The organism is Nocardioides sp. NPDC051685, from assembly GCF_044453405.1.
Classification (GTDB): Bacteria; Actinomycetota; Actinomycetes; order Propionibacteriales; family Nocardioidaceae; genus Nocardioides.
Genome location: NZ_JBITCR010000002.1, coordinates 202,435 through 226,105, shown reverse-complemented (window position 1 = coordinate 226,105; position 23,671 = coordinate 202,435). Strand labels below are relative to the sequence as shown.

The following is a 23,671-nucleotide window of genomic DNA, read 5'->3' as shown; positions in this document are numbered from 1 at the left end:
GGCCCATGGCCGCGCACTACGAGTTCGCCGAGACCTGGGAGCTACCGTTGTCGCCCGAGGACGCGCGCGACGTACTCGTCGATCTCGAGCGCTACCCGCAGTGGTGGCCGCAGGTGCGGGCGGTGGCGAAGCTCGGCGAGGACGATGCGCTGCTGGTGTGCCGCTCGGCGCTTCCCTACGACCTGGAGATCGTGCTGCACGCGGTCAGCCGCGACCTGCCGACGCTCGAGGTGGGCATCGGCGGCGACCTGGACGGCTTCGCCCGGTGGACCCTGACGCGGGCGCCGGGCGGGAGCCGGATGGTGTTCGAGCAGGAGGTCGTCGTAGACGGCCTGCTCGGCCTCGCCTCGCTCGCGCTGCGGCCGGTGCTCGCCTGGAACCACCGGCAGATGATGCTCGGCTGCCGTCAGGGGCTGGTGGCTGCTGTCGGTGCGGCCTAGAGGGCCGAGCCCTTCTGGTATTCGGCCCAGGAGAGGTTCCAGTCGCCGAAGCCGTTGTCCCACTCCATCTTCCGGTCGGTGCCGGTGGTCTCGACGACGTCGCCGATGCGGGCCAGGCCGTAGAGCCAGGCGGCGTTGTCGGTGGAGATGCCGGTGCAGCCGTGGGAGACGTTGGCGTAGCCCTGGGAGCCGGTCGACCACGGCGCGGCGTGGATGAACTCGCCGGAGTTGGTCAGGCGCATGGCGTACTGGACGTCGTCGAGGGAGTAGTAGTCGCTCGAGCCCTGGTCTGAGATGCCGATCGTCTCCGAGCGCATCTCCTTGACCCGGTGCTTCTCGGAGATGACCTTGATCCCCGAACGGGTGGTGAAGCCGGGCTTGCCGGTGGTCGCCGGGATCGTACGCAGCAGCTTGCCGTTGCTGAAGACCTTCATCTGATGGGTGCGGGCGTTGACCTTGATGACGTGCGCGTCACCGACCTTGTAGGTGGCGGTGCGGCTGTGCTGGCCGTAGACGCCCGCGCCGGCGGAGGCGCCGTTGAGGTCGAGGTCGACCTTGATGGTGGTGCCGGGCTTCCAGTAGCGCTGCGGGCGGTAGCGGGCCTCGGTGTCGGAGACCCAGTACCAGGACCCGGTCTGAGCCGGGGTGGCGGTGACGTGCATTCGCTTCTCGAACGAGGCGTGGTCCTTGACCGGGACGTCGAAGTAGACCGCGACCGGCATTCCGACGCCGACCTCGGACTTGTCGACGGGGACGATGGTGGCGAAGGTCTGCTGCGCCAGCGAGAGCGTGCGGGTGGTGAAGCTGCTCTTCACGGTGCCGGTCTCGCCGGTGGCGGTGACCGTGTAGCGCAGCGCCGGGTCGAGCAGGTGGTTGGCGGTCCACCTCTTCTTGTCCGCCGAGAGCGAGCCGGGCACGGTGCGTCCGTCGGGCTTGGCGACCTTCACGCTCGTGAACTCACCCGAGGTCGCGGTCACGGTGACCTGCTTGTCGACGGGGACGTCCGTGGCGCCGTCGGCGGGAATGATCTCAGCGGCGAGGGGCTTGGCGGACGGCGATGCACTCGCCGACTCTCCCTTCGCGGCCGATTCCGGAGACTCCGGGACCTCGGCACAGCCGGAGAGCACGATCAAGGCCACCGAGGCCACCACGAGAGTAAAAGGACGAACCCGCATGGGATAACTATGGGGTAGGCGGCAACCGAATTCTCGGCGCGTCCGCGCGTGTGACGAAGGTTGTGGTCTTGTCGGTGGTGCCACGTACGGTATCTGCCGATGAGTGACACTCGCGTCGAGGCGGCGTACGCCGGGGCTCTGGCCGCCTTCAAGAACCCGATGCTCGATCTTCTGCACGGCCGGTTCGCGCCGTTCGTGGTGGCGGTGCTCTCGGTGACGTTCACCTCCGAGCGGGCCTCGGTCCCGGTGGTGGACGCGCACGCCGAGATCGGCGACATGCTGGACCGGCTCCGGGCCACCGGCTATGCCGAGGGCGAGGGCGGTGAGGTGATGCTCCCGGTCGGCACGGCCCGCGAGCTGTGCCGCCAGTGGGTGCGTGCCGGCTGGCTGCTGCGCCAGATCGAGGGCGAGGACGAGGTCTACCGGCTCTCCGCGCACGCCGTCGGCGCCCTGGAGATCGCCGGCCGGGCGAGCGGGTCGCGGGCGCGGGTCTCCGAGTCGCGGGTCCGGACGCTGCTGGAGGCGGTCGAACGGCTCGCCCAGGACGCCGACCCCGACGTGCTGACCCGGGTCGCGCGGCTGACCGAGGAGATCGCCGAGCGCCGGGCCGAGATCGCCCGCCTGGACCGCACCGGCGTCGTCGACACCGTCGAGGACGACACGCTGCTCGAGCAGGCCGAGAACATCCTCCACCTGACCCGCGAGCTCCCGGCCGACTTCGCGCGCGTCGTCGAGTCGATCCGGGCGATGCAGCGTGACGTGGTGACCGACCTGCGCCAGGACGTACGCCCGGCCGGAGAGGTCCTGCGTGAGTATCTGCAGCGCGGCAAGGACGTGATGGCCTCCACGCCCGAGGGCAAGGCGTTCGCCGGTGCGCTGCGGATGATCGGCGACCCGCGTCGCCTCGACGACCTGGCCACCAACCTGCGTACGGTGCTGCGACACCGGTTCACGAAGGCGATGGGGCCGACCGAGCGGGCCGAGCTCGCCGCGGTCGGGCGCCGGATCGAGACCGGCGTCGCCGAGGTCCTGGCCGCCCAGCAGACCGCCTCCCACGTGATCACCACCCAGGTGCGTACGCACGACCCGGCCCGCGACCGGCAGGTCGACGACCTGCTGCGCGACGTGATGGTCGGCTTCCAGGCGTGGATGCCGTCCTCACGGCCGTCCGAGGCCGTCGAGCCGCTGCGCCGGCTGCCGCTCGCCGACCTCGTCCACCTGCGCCAGTCGGTCAGCGAGCTGCGGCCTCCCGAGCCACCGGCACCGCTCGCCGACTGGGGCGACGTGGAGAGCGCGGTCGAGGACACCAAGGCCTGGGGCGGACCCGGCTACCGGGCGATCGAGACCCATCTGACCGCCTATCTCGCCGCTCATGAGGGCGAGGGGCCGGTCGACGTGGCCGAGGTCTTCGCGGCCGCGCCGGAGGAGATCCGGCGCCCGGTCGACCTGCTCGGGCTGCTCGAGATCGCGCACCGCCGCGGGATGGCCGAGACGGGTGAGATCTCGACCATCGAGGCGGTCCGGGCGGACGGCGTACGCCGGAGGTTCGCGTTCGGTGGAGTGAGGATGACTGGTGGCAGTGGAACTGGCGATGGAACTGGCGAAGGGGCCGACGTTGACTGAGACCGAGACCGAGGCGGTCGCCTACGGGAGCGAGCCGGAGGGCTTCATCGAGCCGGTCTCGATGGAGGACGACCCGACCGAGCTCTTCGTCGGCGACCGCGGCGTCCTGGACGCCGACGTACGCCGGGTGCTGGTCCAGCTCCTGCGCCGTCGGTTCATCACCGCGGAGCGGAGCCCGCGCCAGTGGCGTACGTTGCTCGAGCACCAGGCGGTGATCGAGTCGCGGCTCCACGACCTGTTCGTCCGGCTCGTCGTCGACCACGACCGCGGGATCGCCTACAAGCGGCAGGTGCGCTCGGAGGAGTTGGACGTGCCGGTGCTCCTCAAGGACGACGCCTACTCGCGGGCCGAGACGCTCGTGCTGGTGCACCTGCGGACCGTCTTCCAGCGCGAGCGCGGTGCGGGGGAGAGCTCCGCACGCGTGGACGCCGACGAGCTGGAGCAGACCGTGCTCACCTACTTCGACGTCGCCAGCGGCGACGCCGCGGCACGCCGCGAGATCCGGCGGGCGGTCGAGCGGCTCGCCCGGGAAGGCCTGATCGAGGAGGAGTCCGAGGACCGCTACCGGATCACGCCGCTGGTCGAGATCGTGCTGAGCGTCGAGAAGCTGACCGAGCTCAAGGCGTGGCTGAAGGACCCGACGGGTACGTCCAGGGTCGAGGTCGTCGAGCACGCCGAGGACGCTGAGGACGCTGAGGACACCGAGGACACCGAGGAGACCGAGCAGTGAACATGATCGACAGTCTCTTCGGCCTCATCCCGGCCCGCTCGACCGGCCGGCAGTGGGTCGCGAGCGAGCTGCAGCTGGTCAACTGGGGCGGCTACGACGGCGCCCACCGGGTGCGCTTCTCGCCGACCGCGACCCTGCTCACCGGAGGCTCCGGGTCGGGCAAGTCGACGCTGATGGACGCCTACATCGCGCTGATCATGCCGCACACGACACCCTTCAACGGCGCCTCCAACGGCGGCGTCGTGGGCCGGCCCCGGGGCCAGGACCAGCGCAACATCCTCTCCTACGCTCGCGGCAAGATCGACGAGGCCAAGACCGCCGACGGCACCAAGATCCGGGTCCTGCGCGGCGACGGCCGGGACACCTGGTCGGCGATCGCGATGACCTGGGCGGACCAGACCGGTGCCCGCTTCACCGCGGTCCGGGCCTGGTACGTCCCCGCGTCCGCCAAGAACCTCGACGACGTGACCAAGCTCCGTGCCGTGGCCGAGGCAGGCTTCGACGTACGCGATCTGGAGCCGGTCGCCGCTCACCGGTTCACGCGCACCGCGGTCGCCGAGGTCGGGCTGACCCCGATCGACACCGACCGCGACTTCACCGCGCGGATCCACTCCGCGCTCGGGATCGGTGCCGCGGGCGACGGCGAGAAGGCCGTCAACCTGCTGGGGAGGATCCAGGCGGGCCAGCAGATCACCACGGTCGACGACCTCTACAAGAAGATGGTCCTCGAGGAGCCCGAGACCCTCGCCACCGCCGACGGCGTGGTGGCCCACTTCGACGAGCTCTCCGCGACCCGCGACCGGATGGTCACCGCACAGCAGCAGGTGCGGGCGCTGATGCCGATCCGCGAGCACCGCGCGGCGATCGAGGACGCCGCGTCCAGGCTGGAGGTCATCGACGGGATCGGTGTCTTCGGTGACGAGGCGACGCCCGCCGGGCTGTGGCGGGCGGGCAAGCGGGTCGACCTGCTCAGCGAGCTCGAGGCCGACCTCAGCTCCCGCAGGAGCGCCGCGGAGAAGGCGGTCGCCGAGAAGCAGGCGCTCATCGACGCCGCCGAGTCCGAGCGCGACGGCCTCGCGGTCACCGTCGCGGCCTCCGGCGGCCGCCGCCTCGAGGAGGCCACCCGCGAGATCAAGTCCGCCGAGAGCCGGGCCGACCAGGTACGCCGCGCCCGCGAGGCGCTCGAGGCCGAGCTCACGATCCTCAGTGCCGAGGTGACGACCCAGGCCGAGTTCGAGGCCGTCCAGGCGACCGCGCAGGAGGCGCTGGTCGACGACGACGCCCGCACCACCGCCCTCAACGTCTATGCCGCCGCGCGGTCCGCCGAGGCCGACGCGATCAAGCTGGTCGGCCGGCTCGAGGTCGAGCTCGCCGATGCCGAGAAGACGAAGAACAACATCCCGGAGCCGCTGCGCGCGGCCCGGGCCGTGCTGGCCGAGGCGGCCGGGCTGAGCCCGGCGGAGATGCCGTTCGTCGGCGAACTGGTCGAGGTACGCACCGAGCACGAGGCCTGGCGCGAGGCGTTCAACCTGGCGCTGGGCGGGTTCGCGACCACGATGCTCGTCGACGCCGCTCATGTCGGCGCCTTCCGGGCTGCGATCGACTCGATGCGGCAGCGCACGCGGATCCGCTACGAGGCCGTCCACACCGGCATGCAGGACAACACCCTCCTCGACGAGGGCACCCTTCCGGGACGCCTCGACTACCGCCGCGGCGTGTTCACCGGCTGGCTCAAGAAGCGGCTGACCGAACGACACAACTACGTCTGCGTGCAGACCCCGGCGCTGCTCGGCCAGCACCGGATGGCGCTGACCGTGACCGGCCAGGTCTCCCAGGGGATGCGCGGCGCCCACGGCGGCCACGGCGCCGGCAACGTGCTCGGCTTCACCAACACCCGTCGGGTCGCGGAGCTCACCGAGCTCCTCGCGACCGCCCGCACCGATGCGGAGAGGGCGACGGTGGCGGTCGGCGAGGCCGAGCTGGCCATCAAGCAGCTCGACCTGCGGCGTACGTCCTTCAAAGCGGTCTCCGCGCTGACCTGGGACCAGGTCGACATCGCCGGGGCCACCGCCGAGCGCGACCGGTGGGCGGCGGTGATCGAGGAGGTCACCGCCGGCAACCCGCAGATCGCCACGCTCCAGGAGCGGCTGAAGGAGGCCCGGGCCAAGGTCGACTCGCTGCGCGAGGGCATCGGTGCCGCCAAGAGCGCCTTCAAGGACCTCGACGAGCGGTGGAGCGACGTCGTCGAGCAGGTCGACCGGGCCAAGGACGCGCTGGAGGACGCGGCCGCCTCGGGCACCGAGGTCGCTCCTGCTCAGGCCGACTACCTCGAGCAGCTCTTCAAGGCGGCAGGCGGCGAGGAGGCCGGCCGCCGCGAGGACGCGCTCGCCGAGCTCGATGCGGTCTTCGCCCGCGCGGGGGAGAGCCTTGACGCCGACCGCGCCGGTGCGCAGGAGACGATCGGTGCCGCCCGCGTCCAGCTGCAGCAGACGTTCGAGGCGTTCCTGGAACGCTGGCCCAACCCGAATCTCCACACCGACCCCGACGCCTCCTACGCCGACTTCGACCGGCTTCTCGACGAGCTGCAGACCAGCGGCCTGCACGAGCTCGAGGTCGAGTGGCGCGACTCCCTGCTCAACCTGTCGGGCAACGACCTGACCAACCTGGACTCGACGCTGTCGCGGGCCGTGCGCGAGATCCGCGACCGGATCGACCCGATCAACCAGATCCTCGGCGAGCTGCCGTTCAACGACGATGCCCACCGGCTGCGGATCGACACCCAGGAGGGCCAGTCGGCCGTCCGCGGTCGCTTCCGTCGCGAGCTGCGCGCCGTGCGCGACCTCATCGAGAAGGCGACGACCAACGAGACCCGGGAGCAGGCCTACACCCGGATGTCCCGCCTCATCGACCGGATGCGCCGCACGGCTCCCGACTTCGCGGATCTGATCGACGTACGCAACCACGTCCGCGTCAGTGCCGAGAAGGTCACCGCCGACACCGGTGAGCACGTCGCCCTCTACGACCACATCGGCGAGAAGTCCGGTGGCGAGTCGCAGGAGCTGGTCGCCTTCATCGTCGGTGCCGCGCTCCGCTACCAGCTCGGCGACGCCGGTGCTGAGCGACCGCGCTACGCCCCGGTCTTCCTCGACGAGGCGCTGATCAAGGCCGACGCCCGCTTCACCGGCCGCGCCATCGGTGCCTGGCGAGGCCTCGGCTTCCAGCTCATCATCGGTGCCCCCAACGACAAGCACAGCGCCATCGAGCCGCACGTGGATGTGCAGTACACCGTGCTCAAGGACGCCGAGGGTCACTCCTTCCCGAAGCTCGAGGTCGGGCTCGAGGAGATCCCGGGCACGTGAACGCACGGTTGGTGAGCCCGGCCGAGGCGGGCGTGAAGCTCGCCGTCCAGATCGGCAGAAGGTGGGCCGATGCGGTCTGCGCGGAGGCGCAGGGAGACGGATATCCGTTCAAGATCCCGCTGCGTCCGAACGTGACCAGCGGTGCCGTCGTCGAGCGGCATCTGATGGGCGACTGGGGTGACTGGCGAGCCGCGTGGCGACATCTCGGGCTGCCGGACGAAGCCGGTTCGGGTGCTTGGGTGGCCAGTGCCGAGCTGTCGGTAGCGGGATCGGTGACGTATGCGCCGAAGTGGTTCCACGCGCCCGACCTGGATTCCGCGGCCGCAGCGCTCGGCACCATGGGCGGCGGGCCGGTCAAGGTCGACCTCGCCCGAGCCCGGGAGATCGCCCGACGTCTGCGAGCGGGCCAGGCGCTGCTGACGGCGGGTGCGCTCAAACGACTCGTCGGCTTCTCGGAGACGGACCTGGTCGCCCTCTTGCGAGTCCTCGACTTCCTCACCACCCACCCCGACGTGAGCCGCTGGAGCGCTCGTCAGCTCCCGATCCCCGGGGTGCACACCAAGTGGCTCGATTCCCACATGGCCCTGGTGCGCGGTCTGTCCGGCCGCGACCTCGATGCCGAGCTGCGCCGGCGGCCGACAGCCATCCATCTGACGTACGTCGATCCCGACTACCTGGCCGACCAGGATCGGCGTCGCCACGACGCCTGGACGGCAGGGGATGAGCATCAGCTCGCCTATCGCCCGCGAACGGTGGTGGTCGTGGAGAACCGTGACTGTCGGCTCTTCTTCCCGCCGCTGGAGGGTGCGGTCGTCGTGGAGGGCGTCGGGTTCGCGGCGGCCGCGCTGGTGGCCGAGATCCCATGGGTCCGCGACGCCGAGCGGGTCGTCTACTGGGGCGACATGGACGCGGAGGGCTACGCGATCCTCAATCGCTTTCGCGCGGCCATGCCGACCAAGGTCGACTCGATCCTCATGGACCTCGTCACCATGAGCCGATTCGCAGAGCAGGGCGTGAGCGTGGACAAGGACGGCAGGCCGCTGAAGCCGTGTCCGACCCAGTTGCCGGAGCTCGACGATGCCGAAGCCGCGGCGTACGCGACGATCGCGGCGGCCGGTGAGGCCGAGTTCCGCAGGATCGAGCAGGAGAAGCTTCCGATCGAAGAGGCGGCAGCGCTGTTGGCTTCGAGATGAGCGTCTCCGGCGCAGGACCTACGGCTGGATCGACAGGAACAGGAACGACGCCAGCAGGACCAGGTGGACGAACCCCTGGAGTGCGTAGACGCGGCCCTGGACGACGGTGAGCCCGGTGACGAAGACGGTGATCACGAGCAGCACGATCTGGGTCGGCTCGAGGCCGAGCTCGAGGGGGCCGCTGAGCCAGATCATCGCGACGGCGATGGCGGGGATGGTGAGACCGATCGAGGCCATTGCGGAGCCGTAGGCGAGGTTGAGGCTGGTCTGCACCCGGTCGCGGCCGGCGTTGCGGACGGCGGCGATGGACTCGGGAGCCAGGACGAGGAGGGCGATCACGACGCCCACGACGGCGTAGGGGAACCCGAGGCTCTTGACGGTGCTCTCGATCGTGGGGGAGAGGACCTTCGCCAGGCCGACCACCGAGATCAGCGAGACCAGGAGCAGGCCCAGGCTGAGCCCGGCCTCGCCGGCCGAGGGCGGGTCCGCGTGGCCGTCGTCGTCGAGGTCGAGCAGCCCGGTCATCCGGCCGTGCTCGTCGCTGGTGACGGGGAGGAAGAAGTCGCGGTGGCGGACTGTCTGGGTGAAGAGGAAGGCGACGTAGAGCGCCAGCGACGCGACGGCGGCGAAGGCGAGCTGCGAGGGTGAGTACTGCGGGCCCGGCGCCGATGTCGTGAACGTCGGCAGCACCAGGGTGAGGCCGGCCAGCGCGATGACCGTGGCGACCGCCGAGCCGGTGCCGGCGGCGTTGAAGCTGACCAGCCCGTGCTTGAGGGCGCCGACCATCAGCGAGAGCCCGACGATGCCGTTGAGGGTGATCATCACCGCAGCGAAGACCGTGTCGCGCGCATAGGTGCTGGTGCTGTCGCCGCCGCTGGTCATCAACATCACGATCAGGCCGACCTCGATCACGGTGACCGCGATCGCGAGGATCAGCGAGCCGAACGGCTCGCCGACCTTGTGGGCGACGACCTCGGCGTGGTGGACCGCGCTGAGCACCGCTCCGATCAGCACCGCCGCCACCACGGCGAGGATCGTCCAGTGGTCGTGGCGGATCCACGCGAACACCAGCACCACCAGGGCGAGGATCGGCACGACCACTGACCACTGCAGGCGGCCCCGGACCGCTGGTGCGCTCATGAGTCGACCTTAACGGCCGGGACTCGCGCACCCGTCGCCTGACACCGGCCGGGGCACGTGACCTTGGCCGATTTACCCAATCGGCACACGTTGTATACAACCTTGGTGAATCCTTGATGATTGCATTCAGTTCGTTGCCCGCGTTCCCCCACCCCCAGGAGCAGCCATGCCTCGGATACCTCGCCTTGCTGCGTACGCCGCCGTCTTCGCCCTCGCCCTGAGCGCGAGTGCCTGCAGCGAGGTCCAGAAGACCTCGACCCAGTCCTCCGACGAGGTCGCGGGTGATGTCGTCACCACGATCGGGATCGGCGACAAGGAGATCAAGGAGGGTGGGACGCTCACCATGGGCCTCTCCGCCGACCCGGACGCGCTCGACCCGACCACGTCGTCCTCGCTCTACACGCGCTACGTGATGGAGACCGTCTGCCAGAAGCTCTACGACATCGACGCCGACGGCGGGATCGTACCGATGCTGGCCACGGCGCTTCCCGAGCTCTCCGAGGGCGGCCTGGTCGCCACCTTCCCGGTCAAGGAAGGCGTGAAGTTCGCCGACGGGACGCCGTTCGACGCGGCAGCCGTGGTGACCACGCTGAAGCGGAACCTCACCAAGCCGGACTCCTCGCGCGCCAGCGAGCTCGGGACGCTGAGCACGGTCGAGGCGAGCGGACCGTACGAGGTGCGGCTGAGGTTCAAGGAGCCGTTCTCGCCGCTGACGGCCTCGCTGGCCGACCGCGCCGGGATGATCATGTCGCCCACCGCGCTGAAGAAGATGGGCGACAACTTCGCCGACCACCCGACCTGTGTCGGGCCGTTCAAGTTCGTCGACCGGGTGCCCGGCACCTCCATCACCGTCGAGAAGGACCCCGGCTACTACGACGCCGAGAACGTCCACCTGGACAAGATCGTCTACCGGATCATGACCGACGCCTCGATCCGCGCGGCCAACCTCAAGTCGGGTGACGTCCAGGTCGCCGACTCGCTCGCGCCGGCTGACATGGCCGACCTCCGCAAGGACAGCGAGCTGTCGATGATGCAGGTGGGCTCCTTCGGCTACCAGGGCGTCCAGATCAACATCGGCAACCAGAACGGTGTCGGCACCCCGGTCGCGCAGATCGACACCCCGATCGCGAAGAGCAAGGCGGTACGCCAGGCGTTCTCGATGGCGGTCGACCGCGAGCAGCTGGTCCAGAGCGTCTTCCACGGCTACTACGACCCGACCTGCTCGCCGATCGCGGACAGCAGCGCGTTCGCCACCGACGCCTCCCAGGCGTGCCCGGAGCACGACCCGGCAGGAGCCAAGAAGCTGCTCGAGGAGGCGGGTGTCACGACCCCTCTGAAGGTCACGATGCAGACCTCCAACACCCCGAGCAGCCTGCAGTTCGCGCAGGCCCTCCAGGCCCAGGTGAAGGCGGCCGGTTTCGACCTGCGGATCGAGCCGGTGGAGTACACCACGCTCCTGGACAACAACGACCGCGGTGCCTTCGAGGCGATGCAGCTGGGCTGGTCCGGCCGTGTCGATCCCAACGGCAACACCTTCAACTTCCTCACCACCGGCGCGGGCCAGAACACCATGGGCTACAGCAACGCCGAGGTCGACAAGCTCCTCACCGACGCCGCCTCGGAGACGGATACCGCCGAGCGCGCCGATCTCTACGGCAAGGCGATCGCCCAGGTCCACGAGGACAACCCGATCGTCTACCTCTACCGCCAGCGGAACCTGACCGGGCTGTCGAAGCAGATCGCCGGCGTCTCCGTCTTCTCCGACGGCGTCGTACGCATCAGCGGCGCCGCCTACCTGGCCGGCTGATGGGGGCCTATCTCCTCACCAGGACGTGGCACTCGCTGCTCACGATCGTGCTCTCCTCGATGGTGATCTTCGCCGGCGTACGCATGCTGCCCGGCGACCCCGCGCTGGCGATGGCAGGGGAGGAGGCGAGCCCGGAGCGGATCGCCGCGGTCCGCGCCGACCTCGGGCTCGACCAGGCGCTCTGGGTGCAGTACGCCACCTGGGTCCGGAACTACGTGCACGGCGACTTCGGGCGCTCCCTGCGCACCGGCACGCCGGTCACCGAGCTGCTCGGCAGCACGCTCCCGGTGACACTGTGGCTGGCGGCGTACGCGCTGGTCATCGCCGTCGTCGTGGGGCTTGCCCTCGGAGTCATCGCCGAGCGGCGCCGCGGCCGGTGGCCGGAGCTCCTCGCCAACGGGGTCGCGATGGTGGGGCTCTCGGTGCCGAGCTTCTGGCTCGGGCTGCTGGCGATCCTCTACCTGTCGGTGCGGCTCTCGCTCTTCCCGGCCTCCGGCTACGTGCCGATGCTCGAGAACCCGCTGGATGCGATCTACCACCTGACCCTGCCGGCGCTGATCCTCTCGCTCGCGATCGCCGCCGCGGTGATGCGGCAGACCCGGGCCTCGATGATCGAGACGATGGGATCCGACTTCGTCCGCACCGCCCGGGCCAAGGGCCTGGGCGGGCGGCGGGTGCTGCTGGCTTACGGCCTGCGCAACTCGCTCCTGGTCGTGGTCACCATCGTCGGGCTGCAGCTCGGCGGGCTCATCTCGGGGGCGGTGGTCACCGAGAGCATCTTCGGGCTGCCCGGGTTCGGCAAGCTCACCCTCAACAGCGTGTTCACCCGGGACTACCCGGTCATCGAAGCAGTCGTCGTGATCATCACCGTCGGATACGTCCTGATCAACCTGGCGGTCGACGTGCTCTACTCCGTCCTCGACCCCCGGATCCGCGTGGCAGGTGCCGCATGACGACAACCACGACCACAACGTACGCCGGGCCCAGCACCTGGTGGCGACGGATGCGGTCCAACCGGACCGCCATGGCGGGCGGCGTGATCCTCGGCATCGTCGTGCTGGCGGCCGTGCTGGCGCCGGTGCTCGCACCGTACGGCCCGACGACGACCCACTTCGACGCCCCCTTCCAGCGGCCGGGCACGATCGGGTTCGCGCTCGGCACCGACAACCTGGGCCGCGACACGCTCTCCCGGATGCTCTACGGGGCTAGGGCGTCCCTGCAGGTCGGGGTGCTGTCGGTGCTGGTGGCGACGGTCGTCGGGGTCCCGCTCGGCCTGGTCGCCGGGTCCTGGCGCTGGGCCGACGCGCTGGTGTCACGCTTCACCGACGTTGCGCTCGCGTTCCCGTTCCTGATCCTCGCCGTCGGACTCGCCGCCATCCGCGGAGCGAGCCTGTCCAACGTGGTCCTGGCGCTCGGGATCGCTCATGTGCCCCAGATGATCCGGGTCGTACGCGGCGAGGCGCTGCGACTGCGGACCACCGACTTCGTGGCGGCCGCGGTGACCATGAACGCCGGCAGCCTGCGTGTCATGGGCCGGCACATCCTGCCCAACGCCCTGTCCGCGGTCATCGTGCAGGCGACGATCATCATGCCCTCCGCGGTGCTGGGGGAGGCGGTGCTCTCCTTCCTCGGGCTGGGCATCCAGCCGCCCGAGGCGAGTCTCGGGGTGATGCTCTCCGACGCGCAGCAGTACCTGACCCAGGACGCGTGGCTCGGTGTGTTCCCAGGCGCCCTGATCGCGATCATCTGTCTCAGCTTCAACCTCTTCGGGGACGGGCTGCGCGACAGCCTCGACCCGGCCAACGACGAGAGGACGTCATGACCTACACACCTGCCCCCGAGTTCAAGACCCGGCCCGACCTGCTCGGCAGGTTCGGGATGGTCGCCTCGACCCACTGGCTGGCCAGCGGGGCCGCGCAGGCGGTGCTGGAGCGGGGCGGCAACGCCTTCGACGCTGCCGTGGCGGGCGGCTTCGTGCTGCACGTCGTCGAACCCCATCTCAACGGCCCGGGCGGTGATCTCGTCGGGATCTTCGCGACCTCCGGCGGCGAGCCGACGGTCCTGATGGGTCAGGGCCCCGCACCCGCGGGAGCCTCCGTCGAGCACATGCGCGCCGAGGGGCTCGAGCTGGTCCCCGGGGCGGGAGCGCTCGCCGCGGCCGTCCCCGGCGCGGTCGAGGCGTGGCTGATGCTGCTGCGCGACCACGGCACCTGGGAGCTCGGCGACATCCTCGCCTACGCGATCGACTACGCCCGCAACGGTCACCCGATCCTGGGCCGCGCCGTCGCCACGATCGCCACGGTGGCCGACCTCTTCCGCGACCACTGGCCCACCTCGGCCGAGCACTGGCTCGTCGACGGCGAGCTGCCGGAGCCCGACACCATGGTCCGCAACGAGACCTACGCCTCGGTGCTCGAGCGGCTCGTCGCCGCAGGCGAGGGGGCTCCGACCAGGCAGGCGCGGATCGACGCGGCCCGGGCGGCCTGGGGGAGCGGGTTCGTCGCCGAGGCGATCGAGGAGTTCGTACGCACCCCGCACCGCCACGCCTCCGGAACCGATCATTCTGGGGTGATCACGGCGGCCGACATGGCCGGGTTCTCCGCTGCGTACGAGACGCCGGTGAGCACGTCGTTCCGGGGCCACACGATCGCCAAGGCCGGGCCGTGGACGCAGGGGCCGGTCCTGCTCCAGATCCTCAACCTGCTCGACCCGCTGGACGACGCGCTGCTCGACCCGTGCAACCCCGAGGGGGCGCACACGATCCTGGAGGCGACCAAGCTGGCCTTCGCCGACCGCGACGCACACTATGGCGACGGCGCCGACGCGGAGCGGATGGAGATCCTGCTCTCCCAGGAGTACGCCGCCGCCCGCCGTGCCCTGATCGGCGACGTGGCCAGCCGGGAGGTCCGTCCCGGCCTGGACGCGAAGGAGCTCCCTCCGTTGCGGGAGACCTACGATCCTGCCGCCGCGGCGGCGGGTGTAGGTGAGCCCACCGTCTCGCCGACCGGGGACGTACGCGGCGACACCTGCCACATCGACGTCGCCGACCGGTGGGGCAACATCATCGCGGTGACCCCGTCGGGCGGTTGGCTGCAGTCCTCCCCGACGATCCCGGCTCTCGGGTTCTGCCTCGGCACCCGGCTGCAGATGACCTGGCTGGAGCCCGGTCTCCCGTCCACCCTGCAGCCCGGGCGCCGACCGCGCACGACGCTCACCCCGACGCTGGTGCTGCGCGACGGCGAGGCGGTCACTGCGGTGGGGTCTCCCGGCGGTGACCAGCAGGACCAGTGGCAGCTGCTCTACCTGCTGCGCACGATCGTGGGCGGCTACACGCCTCAGCAGGCGATCGACGCGCCCGCACTCCACTCGACCTCGTTCCCCGGGTCCTTCTGGCCGCGCACCTGGACGCCGGCGGGCGCCGTCGTGGAGGACAGGCTCGGCGAGGCGCTCATCGAGAGCCTGCGCGAGCGCGGCCATGCCGTCGAGGCGGCCGGCGACTGGTCGCTGGGCCGGCTCTCCGCGGTGACCAGGGACCCGGCGACCGGGACGCTCTCCGCCGCCGCCAACCCGAGGGGGGCGCAGGGCTATGCCGTCGGACGCTGAGATGCTGTCGGTCACCGGTCTCCGGGTCGCGTTCGGTCGCACGGAGGTGCTGCACGGTGTGGATCTGACCGTTGGTCACGGTGAGCGGGTCGCGGTCGTCGGCCAGTCGGGCTCGGGGAAGTCGACGCTGGTCGCGGCGATCCTGGGCCTGCTGCCCGGGACGGGGCATGTCACCGGCGGCTCGATCAGGCTCGGCGAGGACGAGCTGACGGGACGTACGGAGAGGGCGTGGCGGGGGCTGCGGGGCGAGCGCATCGGCCTGGTTCCGCAGGACCCGATGACCAACCTCAACCCCGCGATGAAGGTCGGTGCTCAGATCGCGGACGCGCTCGTCGCCGCGGGGCTGCGCGGCCCGGCGGTCGAGGAGCGGGTGCTCGAGCTGCTCACCGAGGCGGGGATCCCCGAGGCGGAGCGCCGGGCGGGGCAGTATCCGCACGAGTTCTCCGGGGGGATGCGTCAGCGCGTCCTGATCGCGATGGCGCTGGCCCGCGAGCCGAAGCTGCTGATCGCCGACGAGCCCACCAGTGCGCTGGACGTGACCGTGCAGCGGCGGATCCTCGACCACCTCGAGACCCTCGTCGCAGCCCATGGCACCTCTCTGCTCTTCGTCACCCATGACCTCGGGCTCGCGGCGGACCGGGCCGACCGAGTGGTCGTGATGCACGACGGCGTCATCGTCGAGACCGGGCCGGCGGCCCAGATCCTCAGGGACCCGCAGCACGACTACACCAGGCGGCTGATCGCGGCGACCCCGTCGCTGGACCGGGAGGGCGGCACGCCGTCCCTCCAGGATGGCACCGATCCGATCCTCGTGGTGGAGGACCTGGTCAAGGAGTTCAGGCTCCGCGGCCGGCGCGGCGAGACGTTCCGAGCCGTCGACCATGCCTCCTTCTCCGTCTCGCGCGGCACCACGACCGCGGTCGTGGGGGAGTCGGGATCCGGGAAGTCGACGATCGCCAAGATGGTCCTCGGCCTGGAGACACCGACCTCCGGCACCGCGCGGATCGACGGCCGCAGCATCGCCGGGGCATCGCGCGCCGAGCGGGCCGATCTGCGCCGTCGCGTGCAGCCCGTCTTCCAGGACCCCTACAGCTCCCTGGACCCCACCTACACCGTCGCCCAGCTGGTCGCCGAGCCGCTGCACATCCACCGGGTCGGCGAGCGGAAGGACCGGCAGCGCCGCGTACGCGAGCTCCTCGACCAGGTCGCGCTGCCCGAGTCCGTCGCCGGGCGACGACCCAGCGAGCTCTCCGGGGGCCAGCGGCAGCGGGTCGCGATCGCCCGGGCGCTGGCCCTCGACCCGGAGCTGGTGATCTGTGACGAGGCGGTCTCCGCGCTCGACGTGCTCGTCCAGGACCAGATCCTCACCCTGCTGGCCGACCTGCAGCGTGATCTCGGCCTCAGCTACCTGTTCATCACCCACGATCTCGCCGTCGTACGCCAGATCGCACATAGAGTCGTGGTCATGCACAAGGGCAGGATCGTCGAGCACGACACCGTGGACCAGATCTTCACCGCACCGACCTCGGCCTACACCGCCGAGCTGCTGGAAGCGATCCCCGGTGCGGCTCTCGCCGGCTGAGGGGGGTCGCCCGGCCGGTGCCCTGACCGCAGCCGTACGGCGCGACATCATCGCCGGGGAGCTGACCCCCGGGACCAGGGTGACCGAGGCGTTCCTGGCCCAGCGCTACGGCGTCAGCCGGGTGCCGGTGCGCGAGGCGCTGCGGGCATTGGAGGCGGAGGGGTTCATCGAGTCGACGCCGCACATCGGGTCGAAGGTCGGCCACGTCCCGTTCGACGAGGCCGACGACCTCTTCGCGGTGCGTGAGGCGCTCGAGATCGCGACCGCTCGCCGCGCGGCGGAACGGGCCAGAGGTCTCTTCGACGAGCCCGAGCCCAACCAGGCGTGGTTCGAGGTCCGGCGCGAGCTCGCGCAGATCCTCGACGAGGGGGACGAGTGGGTGGCCCGCGACGATCTGGAGCCCCTGGTCGCGCTCAACGACCGCTTCCACATCCTGGTCGCCGAGCTCAGCGGCAGCAGGACGCTGGCCACGTTGCTGCGTCAGCTCTCGCACAAGATCGAGTGGCTCTACGCGCTCGACACCTTCTCCCGCGGCAAGCGGCTCTGGCCCGACCACCGGCGCATCCTGGCCGCGATCGATGCCGGTGACTGCGACCGCGCCGCCGAGCTGATGGGCTGGCACGTACGTGAGTCGCGGATCGGCTATGCGTTGCGCAGCGCGCCGCCGGAGAAGGTCGAGGAGCTGAGGGCCGTCCCGCCTGTTCCGGGTGGTGGGCGTCCGCCCGCCTGAGCCGCCTAGCTCCGCTGGTCGAGCCGCCGGAGCCGCTGGGCGGAGGCGTGTCGAGACCAACACAGTCGTTTCTGGGGTTGGGGAAAGCTCGGTTTGGCGACTGTGTTTTCGGGTCGGGGTTCGCCGCCGACCCGTTCTTTGAGTGTTTCTCGATCGCGCACCGCGTCAAGGACGGGCTTCGCCCGCCGCTTCGCGGTGGCCTTCGGCCATCCTTGACCCGGCACCCGATCGAGAAAGATTTCGCCTATATCGGGACGGCGGCGAGGGTGTGGCGCAGCAGCACGTGTCTGGTTCGCGGACTGCGTAACTGTCATCTGACCAGCCTAAATAGGTCGCGCCAAGTTGTTCGAACGCATATAATAAGGCGCATGAACGAGACCATCGACCACCTCCTCGCTGGGCTGCCATCGGGCGTGTCCGAGCATGAGCTGGTCGACTGGATCGCTCGTCTCGAAGCAGTCAAGTGCACCGCCGAGGCCGTTCAGGCACAAGCGGCGGTACGTCTGGAGGAAGCCGCCCGCGTCCGGCAGACCGCCGCTGGGGTGCCTGCCCGCAAGCTCGGTGAAGGGGTGGCCTCCCAGATCGCGTTGGCGCGGCGGGTCTCCCCGGCCAAGGGCGCGAAGCTGCTCGGGTTGGCGAAGATCCTCCTCACCGAGATGCCGCACACGTTCAGGTTGATGAAGGCCGGCCTGTTTTCGCAGTGGCAGGCCACCATTCTCGCCCGGGAGACCGCCTGCCTGTCGTTGGAGGACCGCCGTGTCATCGACGACCAGCTCTGCGCCACCGGCCCCAACGGCCGGCCCGCGAAGGCGGTGACGATGGGACTGCGGCAGCTCGAGAACGCTGCCAAGAAACTCGCGATCACCCTGGATCAGGAATCCGTGGTCGCCCGTGCCGCGAATGCGGAGAAGGACCGCCGGGTCAGCCTCCGGCCGGCCCCGGACACGATGACCTGGCTCGGGGCGCTGCTCCCGGTCAAGGACGGTGTCGCCGTCTACGCGGCGCTGGACCAGGCCGCGAACGCGGCCCGTGCTGCGGGTGATGAGCGGACTCGTGGTCAGGTCATGGCCGACACCCTCGTCGACCGGGTCACCGGCCGCGAAGCGGGGGTGAAGCCGCGGATCGAGGTCAAGATCGTGATGACCGCCGACTCCCTCGCCAACACCAACGATCAGCCCGCCATGGTCGAGGGCCACGGCCCTGTTCCCGCCGCCTGGGCCCGCGAAGCGCTGGCCGACGCCGAGGTCTTCGTCCGACGTCTGTTCACCGACCCGGTTGGCCAACTGGTGGCGATGGAGTCCCGCTCCCGCAAAGCCCCCGACGGGCTGGCCGAGTTCATCGCCACCCGCGATGGCGGGATCTGCCGCACCCTCGGCTGCGATGCCCCGATCCGCAACATCGACCACATCGAACGTCACGCCGACGGCGGCGAAACCAGCGCCCAGAACCTCCAAGGCTTGTGCGAGCGGTGCAATCTAGATCGGGAGTTTAGTACCCTTGAGGTGTGAACACCGCCACCCAAGAACGACCAGTAGCCGTCCAGGCTGACATGGAATGGCTCGCCGCCCTGATGGCGACGAACCGTGACCTCATCAACACGATCACGATGACCGAGCCCACCCGGCTCGTCACCTACTCCCGCATCTCCGACACCTCCCACGCCGAGGACGGCGAAGGTGTCGGGGAGCAGCGCGACGACTCGATCCTGTACGCCGAGCGCCACTATCCCGACGCTGTCATCGTCGGCCACTACATCGACGATGACACCTCCGCCTACAAGGAAACCGTGGTCCGCGAGGACTTCGACCGGATGCTGCGAGACGCCAAAGCCGGAGCCTTCGACGGGGTCATCGTCCGCGACTCCGACCGCCTCTACCGACGGCTGGACGAACTGCCCCGGATCACCAAGCAGTTGGTCCCGTACGCCCGCGTCATCGCCCGTCACGAAGGCGAAGTGGACCTCACGACGGCGGCCGGGATCATGATGGCCCAGATCAAAGGAGCCGTCGCCGAACACTCGTCGCGTCGCCAAGCCGAACGCATCCGCGACAACGCACGCCACCGCGCGCAAGGAGGCCGCATGACCAGCAGCACCCGCCCGTTCGCCTGGGCCTGGAGGGAACCCTGTGATGCCGGGGAGGGTTGCCGTCACAAGGGCCGCCCCTGCAAGGCGTGCAAGGCCGCGAAGAGGTCCAAGGACTGCGAGCACAAGACGTGGCACGCCCCCGGGGAACTCCCGCTCATCGGGTCCCGGCAGGGCCTCGTCCCGCACCCCGTGGAGGGCCCGCTGCTGGCGAAGGCCTACGACATGGTGGCCGAGGGGGGCGAGTTGCGGACCGTCGGACGGTGGCTGGCCTCCCAGGGTGCCCGTGGTGTCGGTGGTGGCGTCTTCCGCCCCGACTCACTGCTCTACATGCTCCGGTCCCCGAGACATGCCGGGCTGGTGGCTCACGGCCGCTACACCGAGGAGGAGGCCAAGAAGGTCGGGAAGCGTCCCGGTGAGTGGCGGGTCGTGGCTGAGAGCGCCAGCGGTCACCGGATCGTGGACGTCGACCTCTGGCAACAGGTCCAGACGGTCCTGGACGCCTCGGCGAAGCGGAAGACCCCGGGCCGTCCGGCGAACAACTTCTTGACCGGGATCGCGAAGTGCGGCCGGGTCATCTGCGAGACCTGCGCGAAGGACGAGCCCGACCGCCGTCACCATGGTGGAGGTGACCCGGACTCCCAGGTGGAGGCCGAGCAGCCCCACACCTACGAGCCGATGGTGTGTGGTGCTCCGATGGTCGCCGGAACCAAGCACAACACCCGTGCCAGCGGCGAGAAGGTGAAGTCGCCGACCTACCAATGCTCCCGGTACGTCCACACCCGCAAGGGTCGTGCCGACGTCGACAACTACGTGCTCGACGCCGTGGGGGTCTACGTGATCGAGCACGCCGAGATGCTGGCCGCGAAGGCGACCGTCGGTCCTGGTGCCGCTGAGCAGTTGGCGGCCCGGGAGGTTGACCGCCTGGGAGAACAGATCAAGTCCTACCAGGGGCTCGCCACCGACTTCGACCCGGCCGACCTGGCCGCGATCCTGGCCGATCTGAGGGCCAAGCAGACCGAGGCCAAGCGCAAGGCCGTCGTCATCGCTCCGCGTCCGGCCGTGGCTGCCCTGGTGGCCTCCGGCAACGTGCCCGCCGCCTGGGATGCGCTGGTGGAGGACGAGGACCGCGACCCGGTGCGCACGGTGCTGCGGGAACTGCTGGATGAGGTGACGATCCGTCCGACGGGGAGGCGCGGCACCCCGGTCGACCAGTCGGTTGAGATCATGTGGGGGTCCTGGGTCAACGCCTCCTGACCCCGTACGACCGCACCGAGGTCGAGGCCCCGTTCACCTGCTGGTGGGCGGGGCCTCTGGTGTCCCTGGAGGTGCTCCCGGGATGGACCGAGGGTGACGCCGGAGTCCGATACCCGGTGAATTCCTGATCTGTGGACTGGTTCTCGAATTCGGTGCATAACCACCTGGACGCGGTGGATAACGCTGTGAATGTTGGCCCCGCCAAACAAGTTAATCGGTGACCATACAAGTCACCCGCGATATTGCTTGTAAACCCCATGGGTCGCCGTATTAGGTGAAGACAAATGAACTCCGCATCACCACCAAATACGTGGCGGGATGACCGGCTGGAACACCGCCAAGCATTCGACCGGTCACCCCGCTGCCAACCCTCAGGAAGGCGGTTCCATCATGGCACGACACCCAGTTGAACCGGCGTTCGGCGACCTCTCCGCCGGAGCGGTCTACCTCGGCACCAGCCGCAGAACCATCGTCCGGCTGGTCGAGAGCGGTCGCATCCCCGTCTACCGGCTCGGCCCGCGAGGCAACCGGCGCATCAAGTTCTCCGACCTGGACGACCTGCTCGTCGTGGAGGAGGCCAACGCATCATGAAGGCCACCACCGCCGCATGGCTGCGGTCCCGGCTGACTGCCCGGATCAAGCCCGGTGACGACTCCCACGAAGCCAACGCCGAGCGTGACCAGTGGTTCGCCGCTGTCGACCGGACCCTGGTCAACGCACCGCCGTTGACCGACGAGAAGGCCCAGCGCCTCGCCAACCTCCTCGGCCTGAAAGTCGGAGGTGGCGCAGATGCCGCGTGACCAGAAGCCACCCGGAGACGGCAGGAGCCGCCCTGCCCAGGCGGCCCCCGTGATCCCGTCCTCGAAGATCGACACCAGCCTAACCCGTCCACGGCCCCGGCGCATCGGCTGCGTTTGTGGCCACCAGGACGGCGAGGACTGTGTCTTCGATACCCCGGCTGTCGACCGGTACCGGGCCCGCTTGGGGCTGCCGCCCGTCGGACCCAACCCGGGAACCTGTCGGTGTCAGCGGGCCTGCTGGGTCGGCAGCCCCGAGCAGGGGAACGCTCGCTTCGTGTGCGTGTGCCGACAGGAGGCCTCGTGACGATCAATTCCACTGACACCACCGCCCCGGCCCTGGGAGCCACCCACCCGGAGGACTGGTCGACCGAGCCCAGCCCGGAGCCCGCACACCTCGCCGATGGTGGTGGTCCCGATGCAACCCATGGTTCACCGCCGGAGGAGGAGCAGCGGGAGCCCCTCCTGAAGTTCGAGGTCACCACCGCCGACAAGCTTCGCGACCTCCTCCCAGACCCGCCACCGCCACGGATCGCCGGGGTGCTCCCTGGACGTGGTGGGGCGGTCCTCATCGCCCAGGCCGGGGCCGGGAAGACCACCATGCTCGCCAACCTGGCCCGGGATCTCCTGGAGGGCACCCCGTTCCTCGGTGAGCGGCCTGTCCGACAGGTCGGCGGGCGCGTAGCGTTGCTGTCCTACGAGATGGACGCCGCCGAACTCATCGACTGGTGCGACTCGGCTGGCGTCGACCTGGCTCGGCTAGTGGTCCTCAACCTCCGCGACGTCCCCAACCCGCTGCGGGACGTGAACGAGCGCGTAGTCCTGGCCAAGGCCCTCGACCTGCTGGAGGTCGAGATCATCATGGTCGACACCTTCGCCCGGGCCTTCACCGGCGACTCCCAAGACTCGGCCTCCGACGTGACCCCCTGGTTCGCGATGCTCAACGAGTTCACCCGGTCTATGGTCGGGGCCAAGGAGTGGATCGTGGCCGCTCACGCCGGGTGGACGGACGGCCGAGGCCGGGGGTCCTCCGCACTCCACGACGCACCTGATGCCGTCCTGATCTACAAGCGGGACCGGGACACCGACACCCGCACCCTCCGGGTCGACAAATTCCGGGGCCGGGACCCGATGCCCGAGGTCACCGTGACGATGGACCCGGACACGTTGCGACTGTCGTCGGAGGCCACCACCACGAAGTCGCAGACCTACGCCGCCGGAGTGCTCGCGTACGTGACCGAACACCCGGGCTGTACCCAACGGGACGTACGCGCTGGGGTGCCAGGCAACGAGAAGTCGGTGACCGACGCCCTGAATTCACTGGTCCGCCAGGGGGTTGTCGAACGGGGCCAGGGACCCCGGAATTCATGGCTCCACACCATCTCAACCACGAGTGGTGCCACTGGTGCCGACCGGTGCCGGCACCAGTAGTGGTGAGTGGTGCCCCCTCTTTATAAGGGGCACCACTCACCACTCACCAAACACCAGACCTAGGCGGCACCAGTCGCCACCCGGAATTAAGGAGGACCGGCCGTGAGCGTCACGTTTATGAACGACCCGTATTACGACCTCGACAACGCACCAGATCACCTCCTGGTGTGCCGTCATTGCCACCAGTCCTACCGGCTCGTCGGCAAAGGGGACGGACGCCGAATCGTGCCCGCTCACCGACCGTGGTGCAGGTGGCGCCGGCCCGACCCCTCCGGCCCTCCAGCGGGCCCGGCGAGCCCCGAGCAGGCCTCCAGCGTCCCCGAGGTCCACGGGGAACCCACCAGGGGCCTCAGGGACAGCGCAGGGGGTGCAGCGTGACCAGCCGACTCGAGGTCCCGCACCGTGCCGGGTGTCAGGGGTCCTCTGGCCTCCGACGCCACGGCGACCTCCTCACCTGTCGAGGCTGCGGCATGTCCGTTCCGATCCCGACCGGCAGCCCGGAGCCAGCGGCCAGCACACCGGGGCCGCCACCAGGACCACCGGCCCCGTACGTGCTCGTCTGCATCGACTGCGACCGCTCCATGTGGACCACCAACCCCAAGCCGCGCGTCCCACTCTGCGAGCGCTGCCGACAGGCCCGAGCCAAGCGGCCCAAGCCGAGCCCGGCGTCCCCATCGGACTCCGCCGTCTGACCCTCAACGCCCATCGCCCTGGTCGACAC

General features: G+C 69.9%; 18 protein-coding genes. 16 read left to right on the top strand and 2 right to left on the bottom strand.

The genetic code is table 11. The annotated features are described in order from the left end of the window. The first annotated feature begins 5 nt into the window (after positions 1 to 5). Positions 6 to 440 (top strand): SRPBCC family protein, encoded by a 435-nt coding sequence (locus ACIA03_RS06185; RefSeq protein ID WP_396980312.1) that lies wholly within the window; start codon positions 6 to 8, stop codon positions 438 to 440. Here ACIA03_RS06185 and ACIA03_RS06180 read toward each other — a convergent pair. After that, positions 437 to 1,615 carry an Ig-like domain-containing protein gene (locus ACIA03_RS06180; RefSeq protein WP_396980310.1) on the bottom strand — a complete coding sequence of 393 codons (1,179 nt, stop codon included), beginning with the start codon at positions 1,613 to 1,615 and terminating at the stop codon, positions 437 to 439. The genes ACIA03_RS06185 and ACIA03_RS06180 overlap by 4 nt on opposite strands. 99 nt (positions 1,616 to 1,714) lie before the next feature. Between ACIA03_RS06180 and ACIA03_RS06175 the strand changes: the two genes are divergently transcribed. Genes ACIA03_RS06175 through ACIA03_RS06160 form a run of 4 tightly spaced genes read left to right on the top strand, consistent with a single transcriptional unit; the run spans position 1,715 to position 8,520 of the window. Further along, positions 1,715 to 3,238 (top strand): DUF3375 domain-containing protein, encoded by a 1,524-nt coding sequence (locus ACIA03_RS06175; protein ID WP_396980308.1) that lies wholly within the window; start codon positions 1,715 to 1,717, stop codon positions 3,236 to 3,238. Further along, on the top strand, positions 3,231 to 3,968 hold the full coding sequence (locus ACIA03_RS06170; protein WP_396980306.1) for a DUF4194 domain-containing protein: 738 nt from the start codon (positions 3,231 to 3,233) through the stop codon (positions 3,966 to 3,968). Before ACIA03_RS06175 ends, ACIA03_RS06170 begins: the two co-directional genes overlap by 8 nt. A 2-nt stretch (positions 3,969 to 3,970) precedes the next feature. Next, on the top strand, positions 3,971 to 7,327 hold the full coding sequence (locus ACIA03_RS06165; protein WP_396981771.1) for an ATP-binding protein: 3,357 nt from the start codon (positions 3,971 to 3,973) through the stop codon (positions 7,325 to 7,327). After that, complete coding sequence (locus ACIA03_RS06160) at positions 7,324 to 8,520, top strand: Wadjet anti-phage system protein JetD domain-containing protein (RefSeq protein WP_396980304.1); 1,197 nt, start codon at positions 7,324 to 7,326, stop codon at positions 8,518 to 8,520. Before ACIA03_RS06165 ends, ACIA03_RS06160 begins: the two co-directional genes overlap by 4 nt. 18 nt (positions 8,521 to 8,538) lie before the next feature. Here the strand turns inward: ACIA03_RS06160 and ACIA03_RS06155 are convergent, their stop codons facing one another. After that, on the bottom strand, positions 8,539 to 9,660 hold the full coding sequence (locus tag ACIA03_RS06155; RefSeq protein WP_396980302.1) for a calcium:proton antiporter: 1,122 nt from the start codon (positions 9,658 to 9,660) through the stop codon (positions 8,539 to 8,541). A 166-nt stretch (positions 9,661 to 9,826) separates the two neighbouring features. Between ACIA03_RS06155 and ACIA03_RS06150 the strand changes: the two genes are divergently transcribed. The 11 genes from ACIA03_RS06150 to ACIA03_RS06100 all read left to right on the top strand — a co-directional run bounded on the left by ACIA03_RS06150 (position 9,827) and on the right by ACIA03_RS06100 (position 22,950). After that, positions 9,827 to 11,467, top strand: coding sequence for an ABC transporter substrate-binding protein (locus tag ACIA03_RS06150; RefSeq protein WP_396980300.1), 1,641 nt, complete (start codon positions 9,827 to 9,829; stop codon positions 11,465 to 11,467). Then, positions 11,467 to 12,420 (top strand): ABC transporter permease, encoded by a 954-nt coding sequence (locus ACIA03_RS06145; RefSeq protein ID WP_396980299.1) that lies wholly within the window; start codon positions 11,467 to 11,469, stop codon positions 12,418 to 12,420. Before ACIA03_RS06150 ends, ACIA03_RS06145 begins: the two co-directional genes overlap by 1 nt. Next, positions 12,417 to 13,289: an ABC transporter permease gene (locus ACIA03_RS06140; protein ID WP_396980298.1), complete on the top strand. Its 873-nt coding sequence runs from the start codon at positions 12,417 to 12,419 to the stop codon at positions 13,287 to 13,289. Before ACIA03_RS06145 ends, ACIA03_RS06140 begins: the two co-directional genes overlap by 4 nt. Continuing rightward, the gene (locus tag ACIA03_RS06135; protein ID WP_396980296.1) at positions 13,286 to 15,070 is read left to right on the top strand and encodes a gamma-glutamyltransferase family protein; all 1,785 of its coding nucleotides are present in this window, start codon (positions 13,286 to 13,288) and stop codon (positions 15,068 to 15,070) included. Before ACIA03_RS06140 ends, ACIA03_RS06135 begins: the two co-directional genes overlap by 4 nt. Continuing rightward, positions 15,054 to 16,652: a dipeptide ABC transporter ATP-binding protein gene (locus ACIA03_RS06130; protein ID WP_396980294.1), complete on the top strand. Its 1,599-nt coding sequence runs from the start codon at positions 15,054 to 15,056 to the stop codon at positions 16,650 to 16,652. Before ACIA03_RS06135 ends, ACIA03_RS06130 begins: the two co-directional genes overlap by 17 nt. Continuing rightward, positions 16,633 to 17,382: a GntR family transcriptional regulator gene (locus tag ACIA03_RS06125; protein WP_396980292.1), complete on the top strand. Its 750-nt coding sequence runs from the start codon at positions 16,633 to 16,635 to the stop codon at positions 17,380 to 17,382. The genes ACIA03_RS06130 and ACIA03_RS06125 overlap by 20 nt, the downstream gene beginning before the upstream one ends. Positions 17,383 to 17,750: 368 nt before the next feature. Next, positions 17,751 to 18,890, top strand: coding sequence for a DUF222 domain-containing protein (locus tag ACIA03_RS06120; RefSeq protein ID WP_396980290.1), 1,140 nt, complete (start codon positions 17,751 to 17,753; stop codon positions 18,888 to 18,890). Then, a complete protein-coding gene (locus ACIA03_RS06115) occupies positions 18,887 to 20,722 on the top strand; it encodes a recombinase family protein (RefSeq protein WP_396980288.1) in 1,836 nt (611 codons plus the stop codon). The genes ACIA03_RS06120 and ACIA03_RS06115 overlap by 4 nt, the downstream gene beginning before the upstream one ends. A 390-nt stretch (positions 20,723 to 21,112) precedes the next feature. Continuing rightward, a complete protein-coding gene (locus ACIA03_RS06110) occupies positions 21,113 to 21,313 on the top strand; it encodes an excisionase family DNA-binding protein (protein ID WP_396980286.1) in 201 nt (66 codons plus the stop codon). Beyond that, on the top strand, positions 21,310 to 21,522 hold the full coding sequence (locus ACIA03_RS06105) for a hypothetical protein (RefSeq protein ID WP_396980284.1): 213 nt from the start codon (positions 21,310 to 21,312) through the stop codon (positions 21,520 to 21,522). The genes ACIA03_RS06110 and ACIA03_RS06105 overlap by 4 nt, the downstream gene beginning before the upstream one ends. 300 nt (positions 21,523 to 21,822) lie before the next feature. Then, positions 21,823 to 22,950, top strand: a complete 1,128-nt coding sequence (locus ACIA03_RS06100; RefSeq protein ID WP_396980282.1) for an AAA family ATPase — start codon at positions 21,823 to 21,825, stop codon at positions 22,948 to 22,950. Positions 22,951 to 23,671: the final 721 nt, after the last annotated feature.

Excerpts from the sequence above, each read along its gene's own strand:
- ACIA03_RS06185 (WP_396980312.1), top strand. The coding sequence starts at position 6 with ATGGCCGCGCACTACGAGTTCGCCGAGACCTGGGAGCTACCGTTGTCG.
- ACIA03_RS06180 (WP_396980310.1), bottom strand. The coding sequence starts at position 1,615 with ATGCGGGTTCGTCCTTTTACTCTCGTGGTGGCCTCGGTGGCCTTGATC.
- ACIA03_RS06175 (WP_396980308.1), top strand. The coding sequence starts at position 1,715 with ATGAGTGACACTCGCGTCGAGGCGGCGTACGCCGGGGCTCTGGCCGCC.
- ACIA03_RS06165 (WP_396981771.1), top strand. The coding sequence starts at position 3,971 with ATGATCGACAGTCTCTTCGGCCTCATCCCGGCCCGCTCGACCGGCCGG.
- ACIA03_RS06155 (WP_396980302.1), bottom strand. The coding sequence starts at position 9,660 with ATGAGCGCACCAGCGGTCCGGGGCCGCCTGCAGTGGTCAGTGGTCGTG.
- ACIA03_RS06150 (WP_396980300.1), top strand. The coding sequence starts at position 9,827 with ATGCCTCGGATACCTCGCCTTGCTGCGTACGCCGCCGTCTTCGCCCTC.
- ACIA03_RS06145 (WP_396980299.1), top strand. The coding sequence starts at position 11,467 with ATGGGGGCCTATCTCCTCACCAGGACGTGGCACTCGCTGCTCACGATC.
- ACIA03_RS06140 (WP_396980298.1), top strand. The coding sequence starts at position 12,417 with ATGACGACAACCACGACCACAACGTACGCCGGGCCCAGCACCTGGTGG.
- ACIA03_RS06135 (WP_396980296.1), top strand. The coding sequence starts at position 13,286 with ATGACCTACACACCTGCCCCCGAGTTCAAGACCCGGCCCGACCTGCTC.
- ACIA03_RS06130 (WP_396980294.1), top strand. The coding sequence starts at position 15,054 with ATGCCGTCGGACGCTGAGATGCTGTCGGTCACCGGTCTCCGGGTCGCG.
- ACIA03_RS06120 (WP_396980290.1), top strand. The coding sequence starts at position 17,751 with ATGAACGAGACCATCGACCACCTCCTCGCTGGGCTGCCATCGGGCGTG.
- ACIA03_RS06110 (WP_396980286.1), top strand. The coding sequence starts at position 21,113 with ATGGCACGACACCCAGTTGAACCGGCGTTCGGCGACCTCTCCGCCGGA.
- ACIA03_RS06105 (WP_396980284.1), top strand. The coding sequence starts at position 21,310 with ATGAAGGCCACCACCGCCGCATGGCTGCGGTCCCGGCTGACTGCCCGG.